This is a genomic window from Nocardioides sp. GXQ0305 (assembly GCF_050880345.1).
Classification (GTDB): Bacteria; Actinomycetota; Actinomycetes; order Propionibacteriales; family Nocardioidaceae; genus Nocardioides.
In genome coordinates this window covers 805582-827259 of the sequence record NZ_JBNYXG010000001.1, presented here as the reverse complement: position 1 = coordinate 827259, position 21678 = coordinate 805582, and the positions used below count along the sequence as shown (strand labels likewise).

19 protein-coding genes are annotated in these 21678 nt (G+C 71.2%); 8 read left to right on the top strand and 11 right to left on the bottom strand.

The genetic code is table 11. The annotated features are described in order from the left end of the window. Positions 1-7: 7 nt before the first annotated feature. The 4 genes from sucD to ACQ1X7_RS03930 form a co-directional block, all read right to left on the bottom strand. Positions 8-901, bottom strand: coding sequence for a succinate--CoA ligase subunit alpha (sucD, locus tag ACQ1X7_RS03945; RefSeq protein ID WP_432476849.1), 894 nt, complete (start codon positions 899-901; stop codon positions 8-10). 15 nt (positions 902-916) lie between these two features. Continuing rightward, positions 917-2083 carry an ADP-forming succinate--CoA ligase subunit beta gene (sucC, locus tag ACQ1X7_RS03940; protein WP_432476848.1) on the bottom strand — a complete coding sequence of 389 codons (1167 nt, stop codon included), beginning with the start codon at positions 2081-2083 and terminating at the stop codon, positions 917-919. 124 nt (positions 2084-2207) lie between these two features. After that, positions 2208-4478 carry a catalase gene (locus tag ACQ1X7_RS03935; RefSeq protein WP_432476847.1) on the bottom strand — a complete coding sequence of 757 codons (2271 nt, stop codon included), beginning with the start codon at positions 4476-4478 and terminating at the stop codon, positions 2208-2210. Between the two features lie 124 nt (positions 4479-4602). Continuing rightward, positions 4603-5025, bottom strand: a complete 423-nt coding sequence (locus tag ACQ1X7_RS03930) for a cobalamin B12-binding domain-containing protein (protein ID WP_432476846.1) — start codon at positions 5023-5025, stop codon at positions 4603-4605. 330 nt (positions 5026-5355) lie between these two features. On the opposite strand from ACQ1X7_RS03930, the gene ACQ1X7_RS03925 reads away from it, so the two are divergent. Together ACQ1X7_RS03925 and ACQ1X7_RS03920 are read left to right on the top strand one after the other, a co-directional pair. Next, the gene (locus tag ACQ1X7_RS03925) at positions 5356-6069 is read left to right on the top strand and encodes a M23 family metallopeptidase (RefSeq protein WP_432476845.1); all 714 of its coding nucleotides are present in this window, start codon (positions 5356-5358) and stop codon (positions 6067-6069) included. A 157-nt stretch (positions 6070-6226) separates the two neighbouring features. Beyond that, positions 6227-6784: an NAD(P)H-dependent oxidoreductase gene (locus tag ACQ1X7_RS03920; protein ID WP_432476844.1), complete on the top strand. Its 558-nt coding sequence runs from the start codon at positions 6227-6229 to the stop codon at positions 6782-6784. A 12-nt stretch (positions 6785-6796) separates the two neighbouring features. Here the strand turns inward: ACQ1X7_RS03920 and pcrA are convergent, their stop codons facing one another. Both pcrA and ACQ1X7_RS03910 read right to left on the bottom strand, forming a co-directional pair. After that, positions 6797-9217, bottom strand: coding sequence for a DNA helicase PcrA (pcrA, locus tag ACQ1X7_RS03915; protein ID WP_432476843.1), 2421 nt, complete (start codon positions 9215-9217; stop codon positions 6797-6799). A 62-nt stretch (positions 9218-9279) separates the two neighbouring features. Beyond that, a complete protein-coding gene (locus tag ACQ1X7_RS03910) occupies positions 9280-10410 on the bottom strand; it encodes a glutamate--cysteine ligase (protein WP_432476842.1) in 1131 nt (376 codons plus the stop codon). Between the two features lie 79 nt (positions 10411-10489). Between ACQ1X7_RS03910 and ACQ1X7_RS03905 the strand changes: the two genes are divergently transcribed. Continuing rightward, the gene (locus ACQ1X7_RS03905) at positions 10490-12316 is read left to right on the top strand and encodes a flavin-containing monooxygenase (protein ID WP_432476841.1); all 1827 of its coding nucleotides are present in this window, start codon (positions 10490-10492) and stop codon (positions 12314-12316) included. Between the two features lie 237 nt (positions 12317-12553). Here ACQ1X7_RS03905 and ACQ1X7_RS03900 read toward each other — a convergent pair whose 3' ends face one another. From ACQ1X7_RS03900 to ACQ1X7_RS03880, 5 genes are all read right to left on the bottom strand, one after another. Beyond that, positions 12554-12910: a hypothetical protein gene (locus tag ACQ1X7_RS03900; protein ID WP_432476840.1), complete on the bottom strand. Its 357-nt coding sequence runs from the start codon at positions 12908-12910 to the stop codon at positions 12554-12556. Between the two features lie 24 nt (positions 12911-12934). After that, positions 12935-13399 (bottom strand): universal stress protein, encoded by a 465-nt coding sequence (locus ACQ1X7_RS03895; RefSeq protein ID WP_432476839.1) that lies wholly within the window; start codon positions 13397-13399, stop codon positions 12935-12937. Next, complete coding sequence (locus ACQ1X7_RS03890; protein WP_432476838.1) at positions 13399-14835, bottom strand: APC family permease; 1437 nt, start codon at positions 14833-14835, stop codon at positions 13399-13401. Before ACQ1X7_RS03890 ends, ACQ1X7_RS03895 begins: the two co-directional genes overlap by 1 nt. A 102-nt stretch (positions 14836-14937) precedes the next feature. After that, on the bottom strand, positions 14938-15612 hold the full coding sequence (locus ACQ1X7_RS03885; protein ID WP_432476837.1) for a LuxR C-terminal-related transcriptional regulator: 675 nt from the start codon (positions 15610-15612) through the stop codon (positions 14938-14940). Beyond that, positions 15602-16942 (bottom strand): ATP-binding protein, encoded by a 1341-nt coding sequence (locus ACQ1X7_RS03880; protein ID WP_432476836.1) that lies wholly within the window; start codon positions 16940-16942, stop codon positions 15602-15604. Before ACQ1X7_RS03880 ends, ACQ1X7_RS03885 begins: the two co-directional genes overlap by 11 nt. Positions 16943-17086: 144 nt before the next feature. On the opposite strand from ACQ1X7_RS03880, the gene ACQ1X7_RS03875 reads away from it, so the two are divergent. From ACQ1X7_RS03875 to ACQ1X7_RS03855, 5 genes are all read left to right on the top strand, one after another. Beyond that, positions 17087-18289, top strand: a complete 1203-nt coding sequence (locus ACQ1X7_RS03875) for a PspC domain-containing protein (protein ID WP_432476835.1) — start codon at positions 17087-17089, stop codon at positions 18287-18289. Positions 18290-18297: 8 nt separating this feature from the next. Beyond that, on the top strand, positions 18298-18573 hold the full coding sequence (locus ACQ1X7_RS03870; RefSeq protein ID WP_432476834.1) for a hypothetical protein: 276 nt from the start codon (positions 18298-18300) through the stop codon (positions 18571-18573). 9 nt (positions 18574-18582) lie between these two features. Continuing rightward, positions 18583-19134, top strand: a complete 552-nt coding sequence (locus tag ACQ1X7_RS03865) for a YbaK/EbsC family protein (RefSeq protein WP_432476833.1) — start codon at positions 18583-18585, stop codon at positions 19132-19134. Between the two features lie 142 nt (positions 19135-19276). Beyond that, positions 19277-20317, top strand: coding sequence for an LLM class F420-dependent oxidoreductase (locus ACQ1X7_RS03860; RefSeq protein WP_432476832.1), 1041 nt, complete (start codon positions 19277-19279; stop codon positions 20315-20317). Then, entirely contained in the window at positions 20314-21474 is a 1161-nt protein-coding gene (locus ACQ1X7_RS03855) for an acyl-CoA dehydrogenase family protein (RefSeq protein ID WP_432476831.1), read from the top strand. The genes ACQ1X7_RS03860 and ACQ1X7_RS03855 overlap by 4 nt, the downstream gene beginning before the upstream one ends. The last annotated feature ends 204 nt before the right edge of the window (positions 21475-21678 follow it).

The following is a 21678-nucleotide window of genomic DNA, read 5'->3' as shown; positions in this document are numbered from 1 at the left end:
GCCGCCGTCAGAGGCTCTTGACGATGTCCCGCATCAGCTCCGCGGTCTCCGACGGCGTCTTGCCGACCTTCACCCCGACCGCCTCGAGCGCCTCCTTCTTGGCGGCGGCGGTGCCCGAGGATCCCGACACGATGGCACCGGCGTGACCCATGGTCTTGCCCTCGGGAGCAGTGAAGCCCGCGACGTAGCCCACGACCGGCTTGGTCACGTGGTCCTTGATGTACGCCGCCGCCCGCTCCTCGGCGTCCCCGCCGATCTCGCCGATCATCACGATCGCCTTGGTGTCGGGGTCGTTCTCGAACGCCTCGAGCGCGTCGATGTGGGTGGTGCCGATGACCGGGTCACCACCGATGCCAATGGCGGTCGACATGCCGTGGTCACGCAGCTCGAACATCATCTGGTAGGTGAGGGTGCCGGACTTCGACACCAGCCCGATCGGCCCCTTGCCGCAGATCGTGTGCGGCGTGATCCCGGCCAGCGACTCCTCGGGCGTGATGATCCCCGGGCAGTTCGGGCCGATCATCCGGGTGCCCCCGTGGTTGCTGGACCCCTCGAGGTAGGCGAACACCTCGGCGGAGTCCTGGACCGGCACGCCCTCGGTGATCACCACGAGCAGGCCGATGCCCGCGTCGATGGCCTCGATGCAGGCGTCCTTGGTGAAGGCCGGCGGCACGAAGACGACCGACACGTCGGCGCCGGTCTCGGCCATCGCCTCCTTCACGGTGCCGTAGACGGGCAGCTCCTGGCCGCCGAGCTCGACGGAGGTCCCGGCCTTGCGGGCGTTCACGCCGCCCACGATGTTCGACCCGGCGTCGAGCATCAGGGTGGTGTGCTTGGAGCCCATGCCGCCCGTCATGCCCTGGACGATGATCCTGGAGTCCTTGTTCAGGTAGATCGACATCTCTTCTCTCCGTCCTCAGGCGCCGTGGGCGAGCTCGGCCGCCTTGTCGGCGGCGCCGTCCATCGTGTCGACCATGGTCACGAGCGGGTGGTCCAGCTCCTGGAGGATCTGCCGGCCCTTGTCGACGTTGTTCCCGTCGAGGCGCACCACGAGCGGCTTGCTCGCCTCGTCGCCGAGGATCTCCAGCGCGCCCTTGATGCCGCTCGCGACCTCGTCGCACGCGGTGATGCCGCCGAACACGTTGACGAACACGCTCTTCACCTGCGCGTCGTGGATGATCACGTCGAGACCGTCGGCCATCACCTGCGCGTTGGCTCCGCCTCCGATGTCCAGGAAGTTGGCCGGCTTCACCCCGCCGTACCTCTCACCGGCGTACGCGACGACGTCGAGGGTCGACATGACCAGACCGGCGCCGTTGCCGATGATCCCGACCTCGCCGTCGAGCTTGACGTAGTTGAGGCCCTTGTCCTTGGCCTTCGCCTCGAGCGGGTCGGACTCCTCGCGGATCACGAACCGTGCGTGGTCCTCGTGGCGGAAGTCGGCGTTGTCGTCGAGGGACACCTTGCCGTCGAGCGCCTCGAGCACGTCGCCCGAGAGCCGGGCGAGAGGGTTGACCTCGACCAGCGTGGCGTCCTCCTCCACGAAGACCGTCCACAGCTTCCGGACCATCTCGACCGCCTGGTCGCGCAGCGGCGCGGGGAAGCCCGCCTCGTCGACGATCGCCTCCGCCTTGGCCTGGTCGACCCCGGTCCCGGCGTTGATCGCGATCTTCTTGACCGCGTCGGGGTTGGTCCGGGCGACCTCCTCGATCTCGACGCCGCCCTCGACGCTCGCGATGCAGAGGTAGGAGCGGTTGCCGCGGTCGAGGAGGAACGAGAAGTAGTACTCCTCCTCGATCGAGGCGCCCGGTACGACGAGCACCCGGTTGACCGGCAGGCCCTTGATCTCCAGGTCCAGGATCGTGCGTGCGGCCTGCTCGGCCTCGTCGGGCGTCTTGACGACCTTGACGCCTCCCGCCTTGCCCCGGCCACCGGCCTTGACCTGGGCCTTCACCACACACACGCCACCGATCTCCTCGGCGGCGGCCCGTGCGTCCTCGGGAGTCTCGACGGTCCTCCCGAGCGTCACCTTCACACCGTGCTTGGCGAAGAGCTCCTTCGCCTGGTACTCCATCAAGTCCACTGTTCGCCCAGTCCTGTTCTGCTCGACAAGCCGCGGTTGCGCGCTTCGCACCCTAGTCCCGTGGCTGCGGACACGCCGAGGGAGGGTCGTCGCCGACGACCCTCCCCCGAGTCGCGGACGTGGATCAGCCGGCCGGGTCGAGCCTCTCCCACACCCGGTGGCCGCCGAGCAGGTCCTGGAGCCGCTCCACGACCTCCTCCGCCGTCTCGGAGTCCACGAAGCCGGGTCCGGCGCGGCCGACGGTGGCCAGCACGTCGCGGCCACCACCCCAGGCTCCGACCACCTTGGCATGGCGGTAGCACTCCTCCACCAGCAGCTGCACGCGAGGATCGACGGCACCGTCCGTCCCGTCGGACTTCGGGTCCCTGGGTCGCACTGCGTCGGGAGCCGGCGGGGCGGCCCCGGCGAGAAGCAACCCATCGAGCTCGACGGAGCGAACGGTGGCGAACGTGCGCTGCGCGACCACTCCCGCCCCGAGCTCGCCGCCGTGCGGTGCCACTACCAGGGGGAGCAGGCCCTCGGCCAGAAGGGTGCGCCGGACCGCGGCGACGTCCGCGAGGTCCGAGGCCGGATCCACCACGATGCCGATCATCCGGCCGTCGGTCGGCCAGGTCTTCCCGACCTGGGACAGTGCCGGGCTGGGCGCGGGCTCCTCGTCGAAGGAGACCGTCGGTTCGGGGGCTGGAAGCCCCAGCCCGGTCGCCACCTGGGCGCACAAGCGCACGTCGATGTTGGCCAGGGCCCGCAGCTGGCGCTCCTTGATCGCCTGCTCGTAGCACTTGCCGAGCTCGAAGGTGTAGGCGTGGACGATGTGGTCCTGCTCGACGGGAGTCATGCTGCGCCAGAAGAGGCGGGCCTGGCTGAAGTGGTCGTCGTAGGAGGCGGGGTTCTCCCGGGTCTTCGTGGACGACGCGACGCGGACGGGAACGTCGAGGAACGCGGCGTCCTCGGCTCCGGCGTGGAAGGGGCAGCCCCCGTCCAGCGAGTTGGGCCGGTAGGGCGCCGCGCCGACGTGCACGCCGTGCTGGTGGAAACCGTCCCGCAGCATGTCGTTGACGGGGGCGTGGGGTCGGTTGATGGGGATCTGGCTGAAGTTGGGTCCGCCCAGCCGGGTCAGCTGGGTGTCGACGTAGGAGAAGAGCCGCGCCTGCAGGAGGGGGTCGTCGGTCACGTCGATGCCCGGCACGAGGTTCCCCACGTGGAAGGCCACCTGCTCGGTCTCCGCGAAGAAGTTCGTGGGATTGTGGGTCAGCGTCATCCGGCCGATCGGCTGCACGGGCGCCAGCTCTTCGGGCACGATCTTGGTGGGGTCGAGCAGGTCGATGCCGGCGAACGTCTGCTCCGGGGTGTCGGGGAAGACCTGGATCCCGAGCTCCCAGGTCGGGTGAGCACCGGCCTCGATGGCGTCGTACAGGTCCCGGCGGTGGAAGTCGGGGTCGAAGCCCCCGAGCAGCTGCGCCTCCTCCCACACCAGGGAGTGCACACCCAGCCTCGGCTTCCAGTGGAACTTCACCAGTGAGCTCTCCCCGGCGGAGCTCAGGCACCGGAAGGTGTGGACGCCGAAGCCCTCCATCATCCGGTAGGAGCGGCTGATGCCCCGGTCCGACATGTTCCACAGGGTGTGGTGCTGTGCCTCGGTGTGGAGCGAGACGAAGTCCCAGAAGGTGTCGTGGGCGCTCTGGGCCTGAGGGATCTCCCGGTCCGGATGGGGCTTGCCGGCGTGGATGACGTCCGGGAACTTGATGCCGTCCTGGATGAAGAAGACGGGGATGTTGTTCCCCACGAGGTCGAAGGTGCCCTGGTCGGTGTAGAACTTCGTCGCGAAGCCGCGGGTGTCCCGCACCGTGTCCGCCGAACCGCGGGATCCCAGCACCGTGGAGAACCGGACGAAGACCGGAGTCTCCACGTCTCGACGGAGGAAGGCGGCCTCGCAGACGTCATCAGCGGTTCCGTACCCGACGAACACGCCGTGGGCACCGGCGCCTCGCGCGTGCACGACCCGCTCGGGGATCCGTTCGTGGTCGAAGTGGGTGATCTTCTCGCGCAGGTGGTGGTCCTGCAGCAGCGTCGGGCCGCGTGGTCCGGCCTTCAGCGAGTGGTCGGTGTCGCGGAGCCTGGCTCCCTGCGCCGTGGTCAGGAAGCTCTCCTGCTGCGCGCGCACGGCCGGGTCGGAGCCAGCGGGCTCTCCGGTGGCACTCCTCAGCTGCGGGGATCCCTGATCGGACTTTGCGGGAGGCGGTCCGCTGGGCTCCGTCGGCTCCTCGAGGCTCGGAGGCTCGCTCGCGGGGGCCCCGGGCACCGGTGACTCCAGCAGGGAGACTGCCTTCTCGGCGAGCACCTCGGCGGTGGTGCGAACGACCTTGCCCGCAGCCTTGGCAGGCTTCGACGGATCCATGCTGCTCTCCTCGCGTTGTCGGGATCGAGCCCGACCCGTACCCCCACACCGGGCGGCCACACCCGTCGGGCGGCGCCGGCGATGTCGCAGCTCAGGCCTCGCGGCTCTCCAGCACCGGGGTCCGCTAGGAGGCATCCTCCGCGGCGAAGTGCGCGGCGACCCAGTCGGTGATCTCGTGGGTCGGCGCGCCGGGCGTGAACACCTTGGCCACGCCGAGCTCCTCGAGGACCGGGATGTCCTCGTCGGGGATGATGCCGCCGCCGAAGACGACGATGTCGGACGCGTCGCGCTCGGCGAGCAGCCGGACCAGGGTGCGGAACAGCGTCATGTGGGCGCCCGACAGGACCGAGAGCCCGATCAGGTCGGCGTCCTCCTGGATGGCGGTCTCGACGATCTGCTCCGGGGTCTGGTGGAGACCGGTGTAGATGACCTCGTGCCCGGCGTCGCGGAGCGCCCTGGCGACGATCTTGGCGCCCCGGTCGTGGCCGTCCAGCCCCGGCTTGCCGACGACGATCCGGATCCGGCTTCCGGTGCTGGTCGAGGTCATGACGGCAGGCTAGCCGACGTGATTCCCGCCACCCGCGGGGCGGTTGCCCCGCAGGCGGCGGCGTCCCGGGTCGTGCGTCGTCCACACACGCGTGTGACGGGATTTCCGAGCCCGTTGCCGATCCGTTACAGTCGTGGCTCGTTGTCTCTCCACCCCCACCCCCGATCGGGAGCACGTTCACGTATGGGTCACCATCGCGCGGATCGTCGCGGCTCGGCGCGCCGACGCACGACGACTGCAGCGACCCCGGCGATCCCACCTGCCGGCGGTCGCAGGCGGGCGTCGAAGCACTCCGGTTCCCGCGGTCCGCTGTTCCGCGGGCTGCCCTCCGTGTCCGTCCTCGCCGGCGTCGCCGCGCTCGGGCTCGCCGTGACCGGCGCGGTCACCGCGGGTGACCAGCAGCTCCTGGGCGGCAGCAACGACCGCCTGGTGGCCGCCAACGCGCTGAGCGGTGCGAGCGGCCAGTCCAGCAGCGACCTGCTCGACGGGCGTGGCGTCGTGGTCTCCCGTGACTCGCGCCGCGACGCGATGGACGACGCGGCCGACGCCGACCTGGTCGCCGAGGCCGAGGCGATGACCGAGCAGCGCAACGCGGCCCTCGTCAATCTCGCCCAGAAGGCCGAGGCCCGGTCCAAGAAGCTGGCGCTGAACCAGTGGGTGCTGCCCGTCAACCCGTCGTCCACCACCGCCGAGTTCGGTGAGTACGGCCTCTGGGCCAGCTACCACACCGGCCTGGACTTCAACGGGTCCGAGGGCCAGCAGATCATGGCGGTCGCCAACGGCGTGGTCACCTCCGCCTCCTACGACGGCTCCTACGGCAACAAGACCGTGGTCACCCTCGATGACGGAACCGAGATCTGGTACTGCCACCAGAGCTCCTTCGGCGTCAGCGAGGGCGACACCGTCACCGCCGGCGAGGTCATCGGCTCCATCGGCTCCACCGGCAACGTCACCGGCTCCCACCTCCACCTCGAGGTACGCCCCGGCGGCGGCGACCCGGTCGACCCCCGCGACGCGTTCGTCGTCCACGGCATCACGCCGTAGCCGGGACGTCCGAGCGGCGCGAGGGCGCACCGGCTGAGGGTGGTCGAGCGAGCCGTCGCCGACTGAGCCTGCGATGGCGGCGAACCGGCGTGTCGAGACCCGGTGAGACCCACGCCGACCGCAACCACGCGGAACCGGCAGAGCGGACCCGGTCCTGGTGGACGCCGGTGGCAGCGACGTGGTCCGCGAGCAGGAGAAGCTGGGAGCCGCCGACCTGCTCGTGCTGCAGTTCCCCCTGTGGTGGTACGGCGTTCCCGCGATCCTGAAGGGCTGGATCGACCGGGTCTTCGAGTCCGGCTTCGCCTACGACGTCCCCGACCCCGTCACGGGCACGCTGCTCAAGTACGGCGCCGGAGGCCTCTCCGGCAAGCGGGCCCTGACCGTCGTCACGGCCGGCGACCGGCCCGGCTCGCTCGGGCCGCGCGGCATCAGCGGCAGCATCGACGACGTGCTCTGGCCGCTGCTCCACGGCACCTACTGGGACACCGGCACGGCGGCCCTGCGTCCCCACGTGGTGACGAGTGCCGAGGACCTCACGCCGGCCCAGGTCGCCGACGTCGACCGCGGGCTGGTCGGGCGGCTCGAGAGCGTCGTCGACGAGGAACCGATCCCCTACCTGCCGATGACCGACGACCACTACGACCACGAGATCCGGTTGCATCCCGAGGTGGCGCCCGGCGTGACCGGCAACGCCGCGCACCTGCGGGACCGCTGAGCGCCCGCGCGGCTACAGCTTCTCGACCGGGGCGTAGCGCAGCAGCAGTCGCTTGACCCCCTCACTGCCGAAGTCGATGGAGGCGACCCGCTTGTCGTCCCTGCCCTCGACGGCGACGACCGTGCCCATGCCGAAGGAGTCGTGGAGGACGCGGTCGCCCGGGTCGAGGTCGGGGATGGTGCGGGTCGGTCGCGACTTGGCGAGCGCGTCGGCGCGGGCCGCGGCCGAGGAGAAGTTGCGCCGCCCGGCGGCGGTCGGCGTCCCGAGCCGGGCGGGGCTGCCCGACGCCAGGTCGGGGCGGCCCCACTGCGCCTGGGCGGCCTCGGTGCGGCGCCAGTCGACGAGGTCGACGGGCAGCTCGTCGAGGAACCGTGACGCGGGGTTGTGGGAGGGCGCTCCCCACGCGGAGCGCACCACGGCGCGGCTGACGTAGAGCCGCTGCTCGGCGCGGGTGAGTCCGACGTAGGCGAGCCGGCGCTCCTCCTCGAGCTCGGGCTGGTCGCCGAGGGAGCGGGCGTGGGGGAAGACGCCGTCCTCGAGCCCGGTGAGGAACACGACCGGGAACTCCAGGCCCTTGGCGGTGTGCAGGGTCATCAAGGTGACCACGCCCGCGTCATCAGCGGCGTCGCCGTCAGGGGCGTCGGGGATCTGGTCGGCGTCGGCCACCAGCGCGACCCGCTCCAGGAAGTCGCCGAGCCCGGGGGCGACGGTGCCGGCGTCCACGTCGGCCGGGTCGGCGCTCGGTCCGGCGACCGGGTCGTCGGCGAACTCGCGGGCGACCGCCACCAGCTCGGCGAGGTTTTCCACCCGGGTCTGGTCCTGCGGGTCGTCGGACCCCTCCAGCTCGGCGAGGTAGCCCGAACGCTCGAGCACGGTCTCGAGCACCACGTCGGGCCGCTCCCCTGCGTCGACCATCGACTGCAGCTCGTCGACCAGGCCGACGAACCCGTTGATGGCGTTGAGCGACCGCGAGGCCAGCTCGGTGGCCTCCCGCGCCCGGCGCAGCGCCTCCCAGAAGATGATGCCCTCGCGCTCGGCCAGCGCCGTCACGCAGGCCACGGCCCGGTCGCCGATCCCGCGCTTGGGGGTGTTGAGCACCCGCCGCAGCGAGATCTCGTCGGCCGGGTTGACGAGCATCCGGAGGTAGGCCAGCGCGTCGCGGACCTCGCGCCGCTCGTAGAAGCGCACCCCGCCCACGACCTTGTAGGGCTGGCCGGTCCGGATGAACACCTCCTCGAACACCCGGGACTGGGCGTTGGTGCGGTAGAAGACCGCCACGTCGGCCGGGCGTAGGTCGGTGTCGTCGACCAGCCGGTCGATCTCCTCGGAGACGTAGCGCGCCTCGTCGTGCTCGTCGTCGGCGACGTAGCCGACGATCCGCTCACCGGCGCCGGCGTCGGACCACAAGCGCTTCGGCTTGCGGCCCCGGTTGTGACCGATCACCTCGTTGGCGGCGTTCAGGATGTTCTGGGTGGAGCGGTAGTTCTGCTCGAGCAGGATGGTCTCGGCGTCGGGGAAGTCCTGCTCGAAGTCGAGGATGTTGCGGATGGAGGCGCCCCGGAAGGCGTAGATCGACTGGTCGGCGTCGCCCACCACCATCAGCTCGCTCGGCGCGACCCGCTCGGCCTCGGGGTCGAGGTCCTCGGGGTTGTCACCACAGAGCTGGTGGACCAGGGCGTACTGGGCGTGGTTGGTGTCCTGGTACTCGTCGACCAGGACGTGGCGGAACCGGCGACGGTAGGTCTCGCGCACGTCGGGGAACGCCTGGAAGAGGTGCACCGTGGTCATGATCAGGTCGTCGAAGTCGAGGGCGTTCGCCTCGCGCAGCCGCTTCTGGTACATCGTGTAGGCCGCGGCGGCCGACTCCTCGAACCCGTTGCGGGCGTCGCGGGTCGCCTCCTCGGCGTCACGCAGCTCGTTCTTGTGGTCGGACATCCAGTGGAGCAGTGCGTTGGGCTGGTGGCGCTTGGGGTCGAGGTCGAGGTCCTTGGCGACGATGGTCATCAGCCGCTTGGAGTCGGCGGCGTCGTAGATCGAGAAGTTGGACTTGAAGCCGAACTTCTCGATCTCCTTGCGGAGGATCCGGACGCACGCCGAGTGGAAGGTGCTGACCCACATCACGCGGGCGCGGCTACCGACGAGCGCCTCGACACGCTCCTTCATCTCGGCGGCGGCCTTGTTGGTGAACGTGATCGCCAGGATCGACCCCGGGTGGGCGCCCCGCTCGGAGACCAGCCAGGCGATCCGCCGAGTGAGGACGCGGGTCTTGCCCGAGCCGGCGCCGGCCACGACGAGCAGGGGGTGGCCGGCGTGGACGACGGCCGCGCGCTGCTGGTCGTTGAGCCCCTCGAGCAGCTCCTCGGGGGAGGGTCCCCGGCGGGCGGGTCGCTCGTCGGCGTCCTCGAGGCCGGGGATGGGGATGGGCGTGCTCATGTCGGCTTCCACCCTACGGCGCCGCGCCGACACCCCGGCCGGGCGCCCGGCCGGGCCGAGGCTCAGTCGTCGAGCTCGGCCACCACCGAGTCGACCACGGCGACGAGGTCGCCCCCGGTCCGGTCGAGCACGCGCCGCTGCCGCTGGTAGGAGGCGCCGACGACGGGGATCCGGGCGACGTCCCGCAGCTCGTCCTCGCAGCGGAGCTCCCGGGCGAGCGGGGTGAGCCGCTCGAGCAGGTCGTCGAGGTCGTCGGTCACCAACCGTTCGGCCCCGGCCGCGTCGAGGATGATCTCGGCGTCCAGCCCGTAGCGGGCCGAGCGCCACTTGTTCTCCTGGGTGTGCCACGGCGGCATCACCGGCAGCTGCTCGCCGGCCTCCAGCCGTCGTTCGAGGTCGACCACGAGGCAGTGGGTCAGCGCGGCGAGGGCTCCGAGCTCGCGCAGGTTGGAGACGCCGTCGCAGATCCGGACCTCGATGGTGCCGAGCGCCGGGGACGGCCGGACGTCCCACCGGATGTCGTTGATGTGCTCGATGACGCCGGTGTGGAACGCGTCGGCGACGTAGCCCTCGTACTCCTCCCAGGTCTCGAACTGGAAGGGCAGGCCGGCCGTCGGCAGCTGCTGGAACATCATGGCGCGGTTGCTCGCGTACCCGGTGTCGGTGCCGCTCCAGACCGGCGAGGACGCGCTCAGCGCCTGCAGGTGCGGGAACTGGTTCAGCAGCGAGCTGACGATGGGGAGCGCGTGCTCCCTGCGGCGGATCCCCACGTGGACGTGCAGGCCCCAGATCAGCATCTGCCGCCCCCACCACTGGGTGCGCGAGATCAGCTCCTCGTAGCGGTGGCCGGGCGTCAGCTGCTGCACCGACCACTCGGCGAAGGGGTGGGTGCCGGCGGCGTACAGGTCGATGCCGAGCGAGCGCGCCGTACGCCGGACCACCCCCATCGTGTCGGCGAGGTCGGCCAGCGCCTCCGGGACGTCGTCGCAGATGCCGGTCACCACCTCGACGGTGTTGCGGAGCAGCTCCCGGTGGAGCTTGGACTCGTCGACCACGCTCGCCCCGCGGGCGTGGACCGCCTCGAACAGCTCGGCGGCGGTGTTGGAGAGGTCCCGGGTCCGCTGGTCCACGAGCGCGAACTCCCACTCGACGCCGACCGTCGGTCGGGCGGAGCTGGTGAACTCGACGGCCACCCGGCCATTGTGGGGCAGACAACCGTTTTCCAACCCACCCGGGCGTAGGCAAGGACAGAGATCGACCGAGGGAGCCCCCATGACCCAGACCGTGGAACCGAGCACGAGCACTGACCCCCAGCAGCGCGTCGACCGTTGGCTCACCGACTTCGAGGAGGCCCTGACGGCGGCGGACGCCGACCGGGCGAGCCGCCTGTTCGCGTCCACGAGCTTCTGGCGCGACCTGATCTCCTTCTCGTGGAACATCACCACCGTCGAGGACCCCGCCGGCGTACGTGACCTCCTCGAGCACACCCTGGCGTCGACCGCTCCCACGAGCTTCGCGACCAGCGAGTCGCCCACCGAGGCCGACGGCGTGACGACCGCGTGGATCACCTTCGAGACCGCCACCGGCCGCGGCAACGGCCTGCTCAGGCTGGTCGAGGAGGACGGCAAGGCGCGGGCGTGGACCCTGCTCACCGCGCTGTACGAGCTCAAGGGGCACGAGGAGCCGCGGGGCACCCACCGGCCGATGGGCACCCGGCACGGCGCGTTCAAGGACCGGACGACGTGGAAGGAGCAGCGGCAGCAAGAGGCCGAGACCCTCGGCAGCACCACCCAGCCCTACGTGCTGGTCATCGGTGGCGGCCAGGGTGGCATCGCCCTCGGCGCCCGGCTCCGCCAGCTCGGCGTACCCGCCTTGGTCGTGGACAAGCACCCCCGCCCCGGGGACCAGTGGCGGAGCCGCTACAAGTCGCTGTGCCTCCACGACCCCGTCTGGTACGACCACCTGCCCTACCTGAAGTACCCCGACAACTGGCCGGTGTTCGCCCCCAAGGACAAGATCGCCGACTGGCTGGAGTCCTACGTCACGGTGATGGAGGTCCCCTACTGGTCGAGCACCGTCGCGACCAGCGCGTCCTGGTCCGACGAGACCGGCGAGTGGACGGTCGAGGTCGAGCGCGAGGGGACGCCGCTCACCCTGCGCCCCAAGCAGCTGGTCTTCGCCACCGGCATGAGCGGCAAGCCCCGGATGCCGGACCTCCCCGGCCTCGACGTCTTCCGCGGCGACGTCCACCACTCCTCCGCCCACCCCGGTCCGGACGCGTACGCCGGCAAGCGGGCGGTCGTGATCGGGAGCAACAACTCCGCCTTCGACATCTGCGGGGCGCTGTGGGAGCACGACGCCGACGTGACCATGGTGCAGCGCTCCTCGACCCACATCGTGCGGAGCGACACCCTGATGGACATCGGCCTCGGCGACCTCTACTCGGAGCGGGCGCTCGCGGCCGGCGTCACGACCGAGAAGGCCGACATGATCTTCGCCTCGCTCCCTTACCGGATCCTGCACACCTTCCAGATCCCGGCGTACGAGGCGATGGCCGAGCGGGACAAGGACTTCTACGAGCGGCTGGAGAAGGCCGGGTTCCGGCACGACTGGGGCGACGACGGTTCGGGCCTGTTCATGAAGTACCTGCGCCGCGGCTCGGGCTACTACATCGACGTGGGCGCCGCCGAGCTCGTCTGCAGCGGTGAGGTGAAGCTGGCCCAGGGGCAGGTCGACCACCTCACCGAGGACGCCGTGGTGCTGGAGGACGGCACGTCACTGCCTGCGGACGTCGTGGTGTTCGCGACCGGCTACAACTCGATGAACGGGTGGGTCGCCGACCTCATCGACCAGGAGACGGCCGACCGGCTCGGCAAGTGCTGGGGACTCGGCTCCGACACCACCAAGGACCCCGGACCGTGGGAGGGCGAGCAGCGGAACATGTGGAAGCCGACCCAGGTCGACAACCTCTGGATGCACGGCGGCAACCTGCACCAGTCGCGGCACTACTCGCTCTACCTGGCGCTGCAGCTCAAGGCCCGCCTCGAGGGGATCCCGACGCCGGTCTACGCGCTCCAGGAGGTCCACCACACCGGCTGACCACCCACCGCCGGAGGTTGAGGTGCGAGGCCGGTCACGGCCGAGCCTCCGCCGGAGGTTGAGGTGCGAGGCCGGTCACGGCCGAGCCTCCGCCGGAGGTTGAGGTGCGAGGCCGGTCACGGCCGAGCCTCCGCCGGAGGTTGAGGTGCGAGGCCGGTCACGGCCGAGCCTCCGCCGGAGGTTGAGGTGCGAGGCCGGTCACGGCCGAGCCTCGAAACCCCCGCACCTGTGCAGGGCTCAGGCGTGGACGGGGCTCCAGAACACCGCCACCGCGATGTTGCCGATCGTGAGCAGCAGCAGCCCGAGCCACAGGCCCTGCGGGATGCGCGGCTTGCGGACGTTGGCCATCACCAGCACCAGCAGGACCAGGCCGACGGCGAACTTCACGCCGATCTTGACCCGGTCGACGTCACCGTCGCCGGCCTCGAGGACTCCGACCAGCAGCAGGCCGGCGAGGAACGCCGTACCGATGCCGTCGCGCATCGCGCCGTTGACCCGCTTCTCGGGGTCCCGCGCCTGCACCACGAGCCCGCCGAAGAGCGCGGCGAACCCGAGGATGTGGACGAACAGCAGGATCTGCCGGGCGAGCTCCATGGGACGGAGCCTAGGTCGTGGAGGTCACTTCCTCGTACGCCGGGGGGCCGGCCGGACCACGAGGACCGGGCACGGGGCGTAGTGCTGGACCCGTTGTGCGGTGCTGCCGACGAGCACGGTGTCGCTGATGCCTCGCCCACCGGCCGCCACGACGACCAGGCCGGCGCCCAGCTGCTTGGCGGCCTTGATGATCTCGTTGGCCGGCGAGCCGGACCGGATCCGCTTGTGCACCTTGGGCCCCCAGCCGTCGAAGACGGCGGCCACTGCGTCGACCGAGGACTCGGCGGCGGCACGGAAGCCGCCGGTCTCGAGGTCGGCCCGGCGTCGCTCCTGGGTCGACAGGTCGTCGGCGAACGCGACCGCGGCCAGCGGCCGGATCACCGCGACCACCGAGATGTCGGTGATCTTGGCGGGGTCGGCGAACGACTTGAGCTGCTTGGCGGCCCGCAGTGACTGCTGGCTCCCGTCGGTGGCGACGACGACGTGCATCAGACCTCACTCCTCGACCCGGCCGTGGGCTCGTCGCGCTCGGCGCCGGGAGGCCGGTTGCGCGTTCCGAAGAAGTACTCGACCAGGAACAGCACCACCCCGATCGCCAGCAGCCCCGCACACCAGATCAGCGAGGTGGGGTCGTCCAGGACCGACCACGCGAAGATCGCCGCGTTGCCGACCAGGCCCACCACGAGCAGCGGGGTGCTGGCCCGGAAGGTCCGCTCGTCCTCGTCCCGCCCCCGCAGCTTCAGGCACGAGACGATCACGAGCGCGTAGATGAAGAGCAGGAACAGGACCGTGACGAGCGACAGCCGCTCGATCAGGCTGGTGCCCTCGACGTTCGGCGCGAAGGTCCCGACCACGAGCAGCGCGGCCACCACGAGGGCGCTGAACAGCAGCCCGACCCACGGGCTGCGGCGGTTGGGGTGGATCTTGGCGAACACGGCCGGCACGACGTCCTCGTTGGCCATGCCGTAGAGGATCCGGGGCTGCGTCACGACCGCCACCAGCGTGGTGTTGAAGATGGCGACCATGGCGATCACCGAGAACACCGTGACCATGACGTCCGGGGCGAAGCCCAGGATCCCGCTCCTGACCACCTCGAGCAGCGCCGCCTCGGACCCGGCCAGGGTGTCGGTCGGCACGGTCAGGGCCGCGGACATCGACACCAGCACGTAGATCACGCCGGCGGTCACCATGCCCCCGATCAGTGAACGGGGGAAGTTGCGGTGGGGGTCGATCGTCTCCTCCGCCACGTTCGCGGTGTTCTCGAAGCCGGTCATGGCGAAGAACGACAGTGCCACGCCGGCGAGGATCGCCAGCGCCGGGCTGGTGCCGCTCTCGGTCGTGAACTCGGTCAGCACCCCGAAGTCGGCGTCGCCACGGGCGATGTGGACGAGCGCGATGGCCATCACGATGATCAGGCCGGCGATCTCGATGAACGCCATGACCATGTTGATGACGACCGACTCGCTGATGCCGATGAAGTTGATGACGGTCAGGACCGCGACGAACGCCAGCGTGACCAGCAGCGCCGGCGGTCCGGCCCACAGCTCGGCGAAGTACGACGCGAAGCCGTCGGCCAGCGCGCCGGCGGCCGCGAAGCTCGCCGACAGGAACGACACCGTGATCAGGAAGGTGAGCACCTTGTTGCCGAACGCCTTGTTGACGTAGAGGGCGGCGCCGGCAGCCTTCGGGTACTTGGTGACCAGCTCGGCGTACGCCGTGCCCGTGATCGCGGCGATCGTGACGCCGACCCCGAACGCGATCCAGAAGGCGCCGCCGACGGCGGCGGCCACCAGGCCGATCAGGACGTAGATGCCGGACCCGAGGACGTCGCCCAGGGTGTAGAAGAACAGCTGCTTCCCGGTGATCGACCGCCGGAGGCCGCCCTCCTGCTCGTCGTCGGTGGTGGAGGTGCTGGACTCGGCCACGGGGACTCGCTTCCGGGGAGGGGTGTCGCGGGCCCTGCCACCGAATCGGACTGTCCGGACGATGTCAACGTCCCTCATCCGATGGGGTGAACGGCGGAGGCGTCAGAGCAGGTGGCGGTCGGAGGCCCACCGGGTGAGCTCGTGCCGCGAGGAGAGCTGCAGCTTGCGGAGCACCGACGACATGTGGGTCTCGACGGTCTTGATCGAGATGAACAGCTCCCGCGCCACCTCCTTGTAGGCGTAGCCCCGGGCGATGAGCCGCATCACCTCCCGCTCCCGCTCGGTGAGCCGGTCGAGGTCCTCGTCGACCGCGGCCACGTCGATCGATCCCGCGAAGGCGTCGAGCACGAAGCCGGCGAGGCGCGGGGAGAAGACGGCGTCGCCGTCGGCGACGCGGCGGATCGCGTCGACCAGCTCGGGGCCGGTGATGGTCTTGGTGACGTAGCCGCGGGCACCGCCGCGAATCGTGCCGATCACGTCCTCGGCCGCGTCGGAGACGCTGAGCGCGAGGTAACGGCTGTCGGCGACGGTGGACCGCTTCATCACCGTGGCGCCGCCCCCGCCCGGCAGGTGGACGTCGAGCAGGACGACGTCGGGCCGGTGCTCGGCGACGGCGGCCACCGCGGTGTCGACGTCGCCGGCCTCGCCGACCACCTCCACCAGCGGGGATCCTGCGAGCTCGCCGCGGACGCCGGAGCGGAACATCGCGTGGTCGTCGACGAGCAGCACGCGGATCGGGCCGCGGGTCCGGTCGCCGGCGTGGTCGTCACTGGTCATCGTCGTCTCCTCTGGGGGATGCGTCGGACGAGAGGTGCAGGCGCACCTCGGTGCCCTCACCGGGCTCGGAGCGGATCTCGGCCGTGCCGCCGTGGCGGGCCATCCGGTCGCGGATGCTCTTGCGGACGCCGTAGCGGTCGTCGGGGACGGTGGCGGGGTCGAACCCGACCCCACGGTCGCGCACGAAGACGTCGACCGCGTCGTCGGTGATCTCGGCGTACACGTCGACACGGGGTACGCCGGCGTGCTTGGCCGCGTTGGTGACCGCCTCCCGGGTGGCCTGGACGATCGGCACGAGGGACTCGTCGTGGTCGCGGTCGCCCACGACGACCACCTCGACCGCGACGCCGTGGGCGTCCTCGACGGCGGCGGCGTCCGCCCTGAGCGCGCCGGCGACGGTGCGCTCGTCGGCCGTCTCCTCGGAGTAGAGCCACGCCCGCAGGTCCCGCTCCTGCGAGCGGGCGAGCCGGGCGACGAGCGGGCCGTCGTGGGAGTTCTTCTGGATCAGGGCCAGGGTCTGCAGGACCGAGTCGTGGAGGTGGGCGGCGACGTCGGCTCGGTCCTGGCTGCGGACCCGCTCGGTGCGCTCGGCGGTGAGGTCGGCGGCGAGCCGGTAGATCCACGGCCCCGCCACCAGCGCGAGCCCCGCCACGGCCAGCAGCACGACGAGCAGGGTGTCGCGGGCGACCGTCAGCGAGCCGCCCTCGAGGGAGACCAGCACCATGGCCGCGACGATCAGCACCAGGCCGAGGCCGAGCCGGGTCCAGGACGCCCAGCCACCGCGTCCGAAGACGAGCCGCGCCGGCTCGATGCGTCCGGTGCTGTCGACCCACCGCTCCCGCTGCGCCTCGTCGGCCTGGCGCCAGACCAGGGCCAGCCCGGCGACGCCGAGCAGCACCGGCCAGAACACCGCCGCGCCGCCGAGCATCGCCTGGGCGATCAGGACCACACCCAGTGCGAGCGCGGCGAGGGCGATGGCGGGCCCGACGTCGGTGAGGCGCCGGATCCGGCCGGGACGCCGACCGTCGCGGGTGGCCCCCTCCAGCCCGGGCGCACCCGTCTCGAACCTGCTGTCCGCCGGCAGGACCATCCACAGGCCCGCGTAGAAGAAGAAGCCGAGCCCACCGAACGCCGTCGCGACCAGGAACCCCACCCGGACCCACAGCACGGGCAGCCCCAGGTGACGGGCCAGGCCGGCGGCGACGCCGCCGATGATCGGCGCCTCGGTGTCGCGCGTCGCCCGACGTACGTCCCGGGGCGCAGCGGCTCCCGCCCCGGCGTGGCCGGGACGTCCAGCGGAGGTCCCGGGATGGGGAGTGGCCGTCGTCATGGTTGACTCAATCGTCACACAGGGCCGGGGGCCGGACCATGAGGAACGACCCCGACCCGACCCCGAGACCACGGCCGCCGCCACCGGGCCCGTTCAGGGTCGTCCCCGATGGTGCGCGGGCCCGCGCGAGCCGAGAGTGGAGCCATGACCACGACACCACCCGAGGCTCCGCACGAGCCCCGCCCCGAGAAGCAGGGCCCGGACCAGCACGGCGACTCCGGCCCCCGGACGAGCCGGGACGAGATGCGCGACCTCGGTCGCCTCCGCCGCAGCGTCACCGACCGCAAGGTCGCGGGCGTGGCCGGCGGCCTCGCCCGGCACCTCGACATCGACCCCGTCATCCTGCGCGTCGCGTTCGTCGTCCTGACGTTCTTCGGCGGCGCCGGCCTGATCCTGTACGGCGCGGCCTGGGCGCTGGTGCCCGAGGAGGACCGCGACCGCGCGGCCGTCGACCTCGACGAGCGCAGCCGCACCGTGGCCCTCGTCGCGCTCACCGTGATCGCCGCGCTCGCCCTGGTCGGCGACAGCTGGGGAGGCGGGTTCTGGTTTCCCTGGCCCCTGATCGTCGTCGCGGCCGTCGTCGGCGTGGTGTGGCTCGCGGTCGGCAGCCGCGGCCGACCGGTGCCACCCCCGCAGCCCGAGGTCGACCCCGAGACCGGCGAGCCGCTCCCGGCCGCCGCGAGCTGGACCGGTGGCCCGACGGAGTCCACGTCCTACGCGCCCCCGCGACGGGCCCGTGATCCGCGGAAGCGTGGCCCGCTGCTGTTCTGGTTCACGCTGGCGCTGATCGCCTTCGCGCTCGGCGTCCTCGGGGTCGTCGACCTGGCCGGCGTCCCGGTCGCCGACTCGGCGTACGCCGCGCTGGCCGTCGGGGTCACCGGCGTGATGCTCCTCGTCGGCTCGGTCATGGGCCGTGCCGGAGGCCTGATCCTGATCGGCCTGGTCGCGAGCACCGCGCTGGTCGGCACCACGGTCGCCGACCGCTGGGACGGCGATCACGTCGAGGTGAACCCGACGTCGGCGGCGGAGGTGCAGGACTCCTACGACATCGAGCGGGGTGACCTGGTCCTCGACCTGACCGACGTCTCCGACCTCGACGAGCTCGACGGGCGCACCATCTCGCTGACCGGCGAGGCGGGTCGCCTCGAGGTGGTCCTCCCCGACGAGGTGGACGCCGACGTGGAGGCCACCATGGAGGGCCCCGGCGGCTACGACCTGTTCGGCGCCCAGGGCGGCGGGATCGACTGGACCCGGTCGGCCACCCACGACTCCGACGTGGTCGACGCCCCCAGCCTGACCATCGACACCCGGCTCGCCGTCGGCGAGATCGAAGTCACGACCGAGTGAGGACGACGATGAGCGACTACGACCACGAGTACGACTACGACGCAGGTCCCGACCTCAGGGACGACGACGGGACCGAGCAGCACCCCTGGCGACACCCCGTCAACATCGGGCACCTGGTGATGGGCCTGGCCTTCCTGGGCCTGGTCGTGATCTGGGCGGTCGTGGTGGGCACCGACATCCCGAACGAGGACGTCCGGTGGCTGCTGCCGGTGCCGTGGGTCCTCGCCGGGGGTGCCGGGCTCGTCGCCACCGCCGTGGCGGCCCGCCGCCGCGCGAGTTCCTAGAGTGGAGGCATGAGCCTCCCCCAGCTGGGCACCCTGCAGGTCCGGCCGGTCACCGACCGGCCGGACCTGCTGCCGTCCCCCGTCCTCGCGGCGCTCGCCGGCTGGCCGGCCGCCGACCGGGTCGGCGTCGCCGAGATCGACCCCGAGCTCGCGGACACGGCGGCCTGCTCGGAGGCCTACGACGTCCCGCTCGAGGCCGGCGCCAACTGCGTCGTCGTGGCTGGCCGTCGCGACGGCCAGGAGCGGGTCGCAGCATGCGTCGTCCGCGCCGACACCCGGGCCGACGTCAACAACCGGGTCAAGAAGCTGCTCGACGTCCGCAAGTGCTCGTTCCTGTCGATGGACCGCGCGGTCGAGGAGTCGGGCATGGAGTACGGCGGGATCACGCCGGTCGGGCTGCCCGACGGGTGGCGGCTGCTGGTCGACAGCCGCGCCGTCGAGCTCGACGTCGCCCTGATCGGCTCCGGCGTGCGCCGCTCCAAGCTGCTGCTGCCCGGCGCGCTGCTGGCCGAGCTGCCGCGTGCCGAGGTCGTGGACGGGCTCGCCGCAGCCGGTGGTTGAGGAGGTTGCTCTGCAACCGTCTCGAAACCACCTACGACCCGCTGTCCTGTTGTGGGTGGTTTCCAGACGGGCCTGGCGGCCCTCCTCAACCACCGGCTGGGTCTCCTTGTCATCGTGACAGCGTTACTGTCACGATGACGGCGTGAAGCTCTCCTACACCCTGATGTACGACGGCAACCCGCGCGCGGCGGCCGACCAGGTGGCAGGACTGGAGCAGGCCGGGATCGACGTGGTGTGGGTGGCGGAGGCCTACGGCTTCGACTCCCCCACGCTGATGGGCTACCTCGCCGCCCGCACCCGGAGCGTCCAGATCGGCTCGGCGATCCTGAACATCTTCTCCCGTACGCCGAGTGCCCTGCTGCAGACCGCGGCCGGGCTCGACAACGTCTCCGGCGGACGCGCGGTGCTCGGACTCGGCGCGTCCGGGCCGCAGGTGATCGAGGGGTTCCACGGCGTGCCCTATGCCAGGCCGCTCACCCGCACGGCGGAGATCGTCGACCTGGTGCGCCGCGGGCTCCGGCGCGAGGTGCTCGAGCACGACGGCCTGTTCCAGCTGCCGCTGAGCAAGGAGCACGGAGCGGTCACCGGGCTCGGCAAGCCGCTCAAGCTGCTCAACCGCCCCGAGCGCGACGCGATCCCGATCTGGATCGCCGCGCTCGGCCCGAAGTCGGTCGAGCAGACCGCGGAGATCGCGGACGGCTGGATCCCGCACCTGTTCCACCCCGAGAAGGCGCACCTGGTGTGGGGCGAGGCGCTCGCAGCGGGCGCCAAGCAGCGCTCGGCCGACCTCGACCCGCTGCAGATCACCGCCGGCGGGATGGTGGCCATCGGCGAGGGACCCGAGACCAAGGCGCTCCTCGACCTCGCGCGCCCGGTGTTCGCGCTGTACGTCGGCGGCATGGGCGCCAAGGGCAAGAACTACTACAACGACGTCGCCCGGGCCTACGGCTACGAGCGGGAGGCCGAGGAGATCCAGGACCTCTACCTCTCCGGCAAGAAGAAGGAGGCGGAGGCGCTGGTGCCGCAGGATTGGCTCGAGGCGTCCAACCTGGTCGGTCCGGCGTCGTACGTGCGGGAGCGGATCGAGGCGTTCCGCGAGGCCGGCGTCACCCACCTCACGGTGCTTCCCGCCAGCGACGACCCGGCGGCGACCGTGGCCCAGGTCAAGGAGTGGGTGGCGTGACCCACCGCCAGCCGCTCTACGAGGCCGAGCACGAGGACTTCCGCAAGACCGCACGCACGTTCTACGAGCGCGAGGTCGTGCCGCACCACGCGCAGTGGGAGGCGGACGGGATCGTCCCGCGGGAGGTGTGGCGGGCCGCCGGCGAGGCGGGCCTGCTCTGCTTCGACGTCCCCGAGGTGTACGGCGGCCCGGGGATCGACGACTTCCGGTTCAACGTCGTGCTGTCGGAGGAGCAGACCCGCTGCGGGGCGTCCGGACCGGGCTTCTCGGTCCACAGCGACATCATCGTCCCCTACCTCACCTCGCTCGGGACCGACGAGCAGAAGCAGCGCTGGCTGCCGGGATGCGTCACCGGGGAGACGATCACCGCCATCGCGATGACCGAGCCGGGGGCGGGCTCGGACCTCCAGGGGGTGCGTACGACGGCCGTCGCCAGTGCTGATGATCGGGGCGACCACTACGTGCTCAACGGGTCCAAGACCTTCATCAGCAACGGCATCAACGCCGACCTCGTGATCGTGGTCGCACGGACCGACCCGGAGGCCGGCCACCAGGGCATCAGCCTGCTGGTCGTCGAGCGCGGGACGGAGGGGTTCGAACGGGGCCGCAACCTGGACAAGATCGGGCTGCACGCGCAGGACACCGCCGAGCTCTCCTTCACCGACGTCCGGGTGCCCAAGGACAACCTGCTCGGGGAGGAGGGCCAGGGCTTCCTCTACCTGATGCAGAACCTGCCCCAGGAACGTCTGATCATCGGCGCCCAGGCGGTGGCCGCGATCGAGGCGGTGGTCGAGCTGTGCGTCGACTACGCGCAGACCCGGGAGGCGTTCGGCCGACCGATCGGGAAGTTCCAGCACAACCGGTTCCTGATCGCCGAGATGGCCACCGAGGCCCGGGTGGCCCGGGCGTTCCTCGACGACTGCGTCGCCCGTCACCTCGACGGTGAGCTCACGGCCGTGGACGCCGCGATGATCAAGTGGTGGGCCACCGAGCTCCAGAACAAGATCGTCAACCAGGGCGTCCAGCTGCACGGCGGCTACGGCTACATGACGGAGTTCCCGATCGCCAAGGCCTTCGTCGACAGCCGGGTCTCGACGATCTACGGCGGCACCACCGAGGTGCAGAAGGAGATCATCGGGCGGTCGCTCGGCGTCTGAGGGCTCCGGAAGGGCCGTGTCCCCAACGAGCCAGTGCGCGACATGGGTGTCTTCCGGCGAGGGTCGAGCGGAGGGACCCGATCGGATCGAGGGCAGGACGGTCTGTGCCGCCCGCGGCAGGCCCACCACCGGCGCGCTTGGTCGTTGGGGACACTCTCGCCGGAGGCTCAGTCGGCCCGAGGGCCTGTGGACGACCCGTCCCCG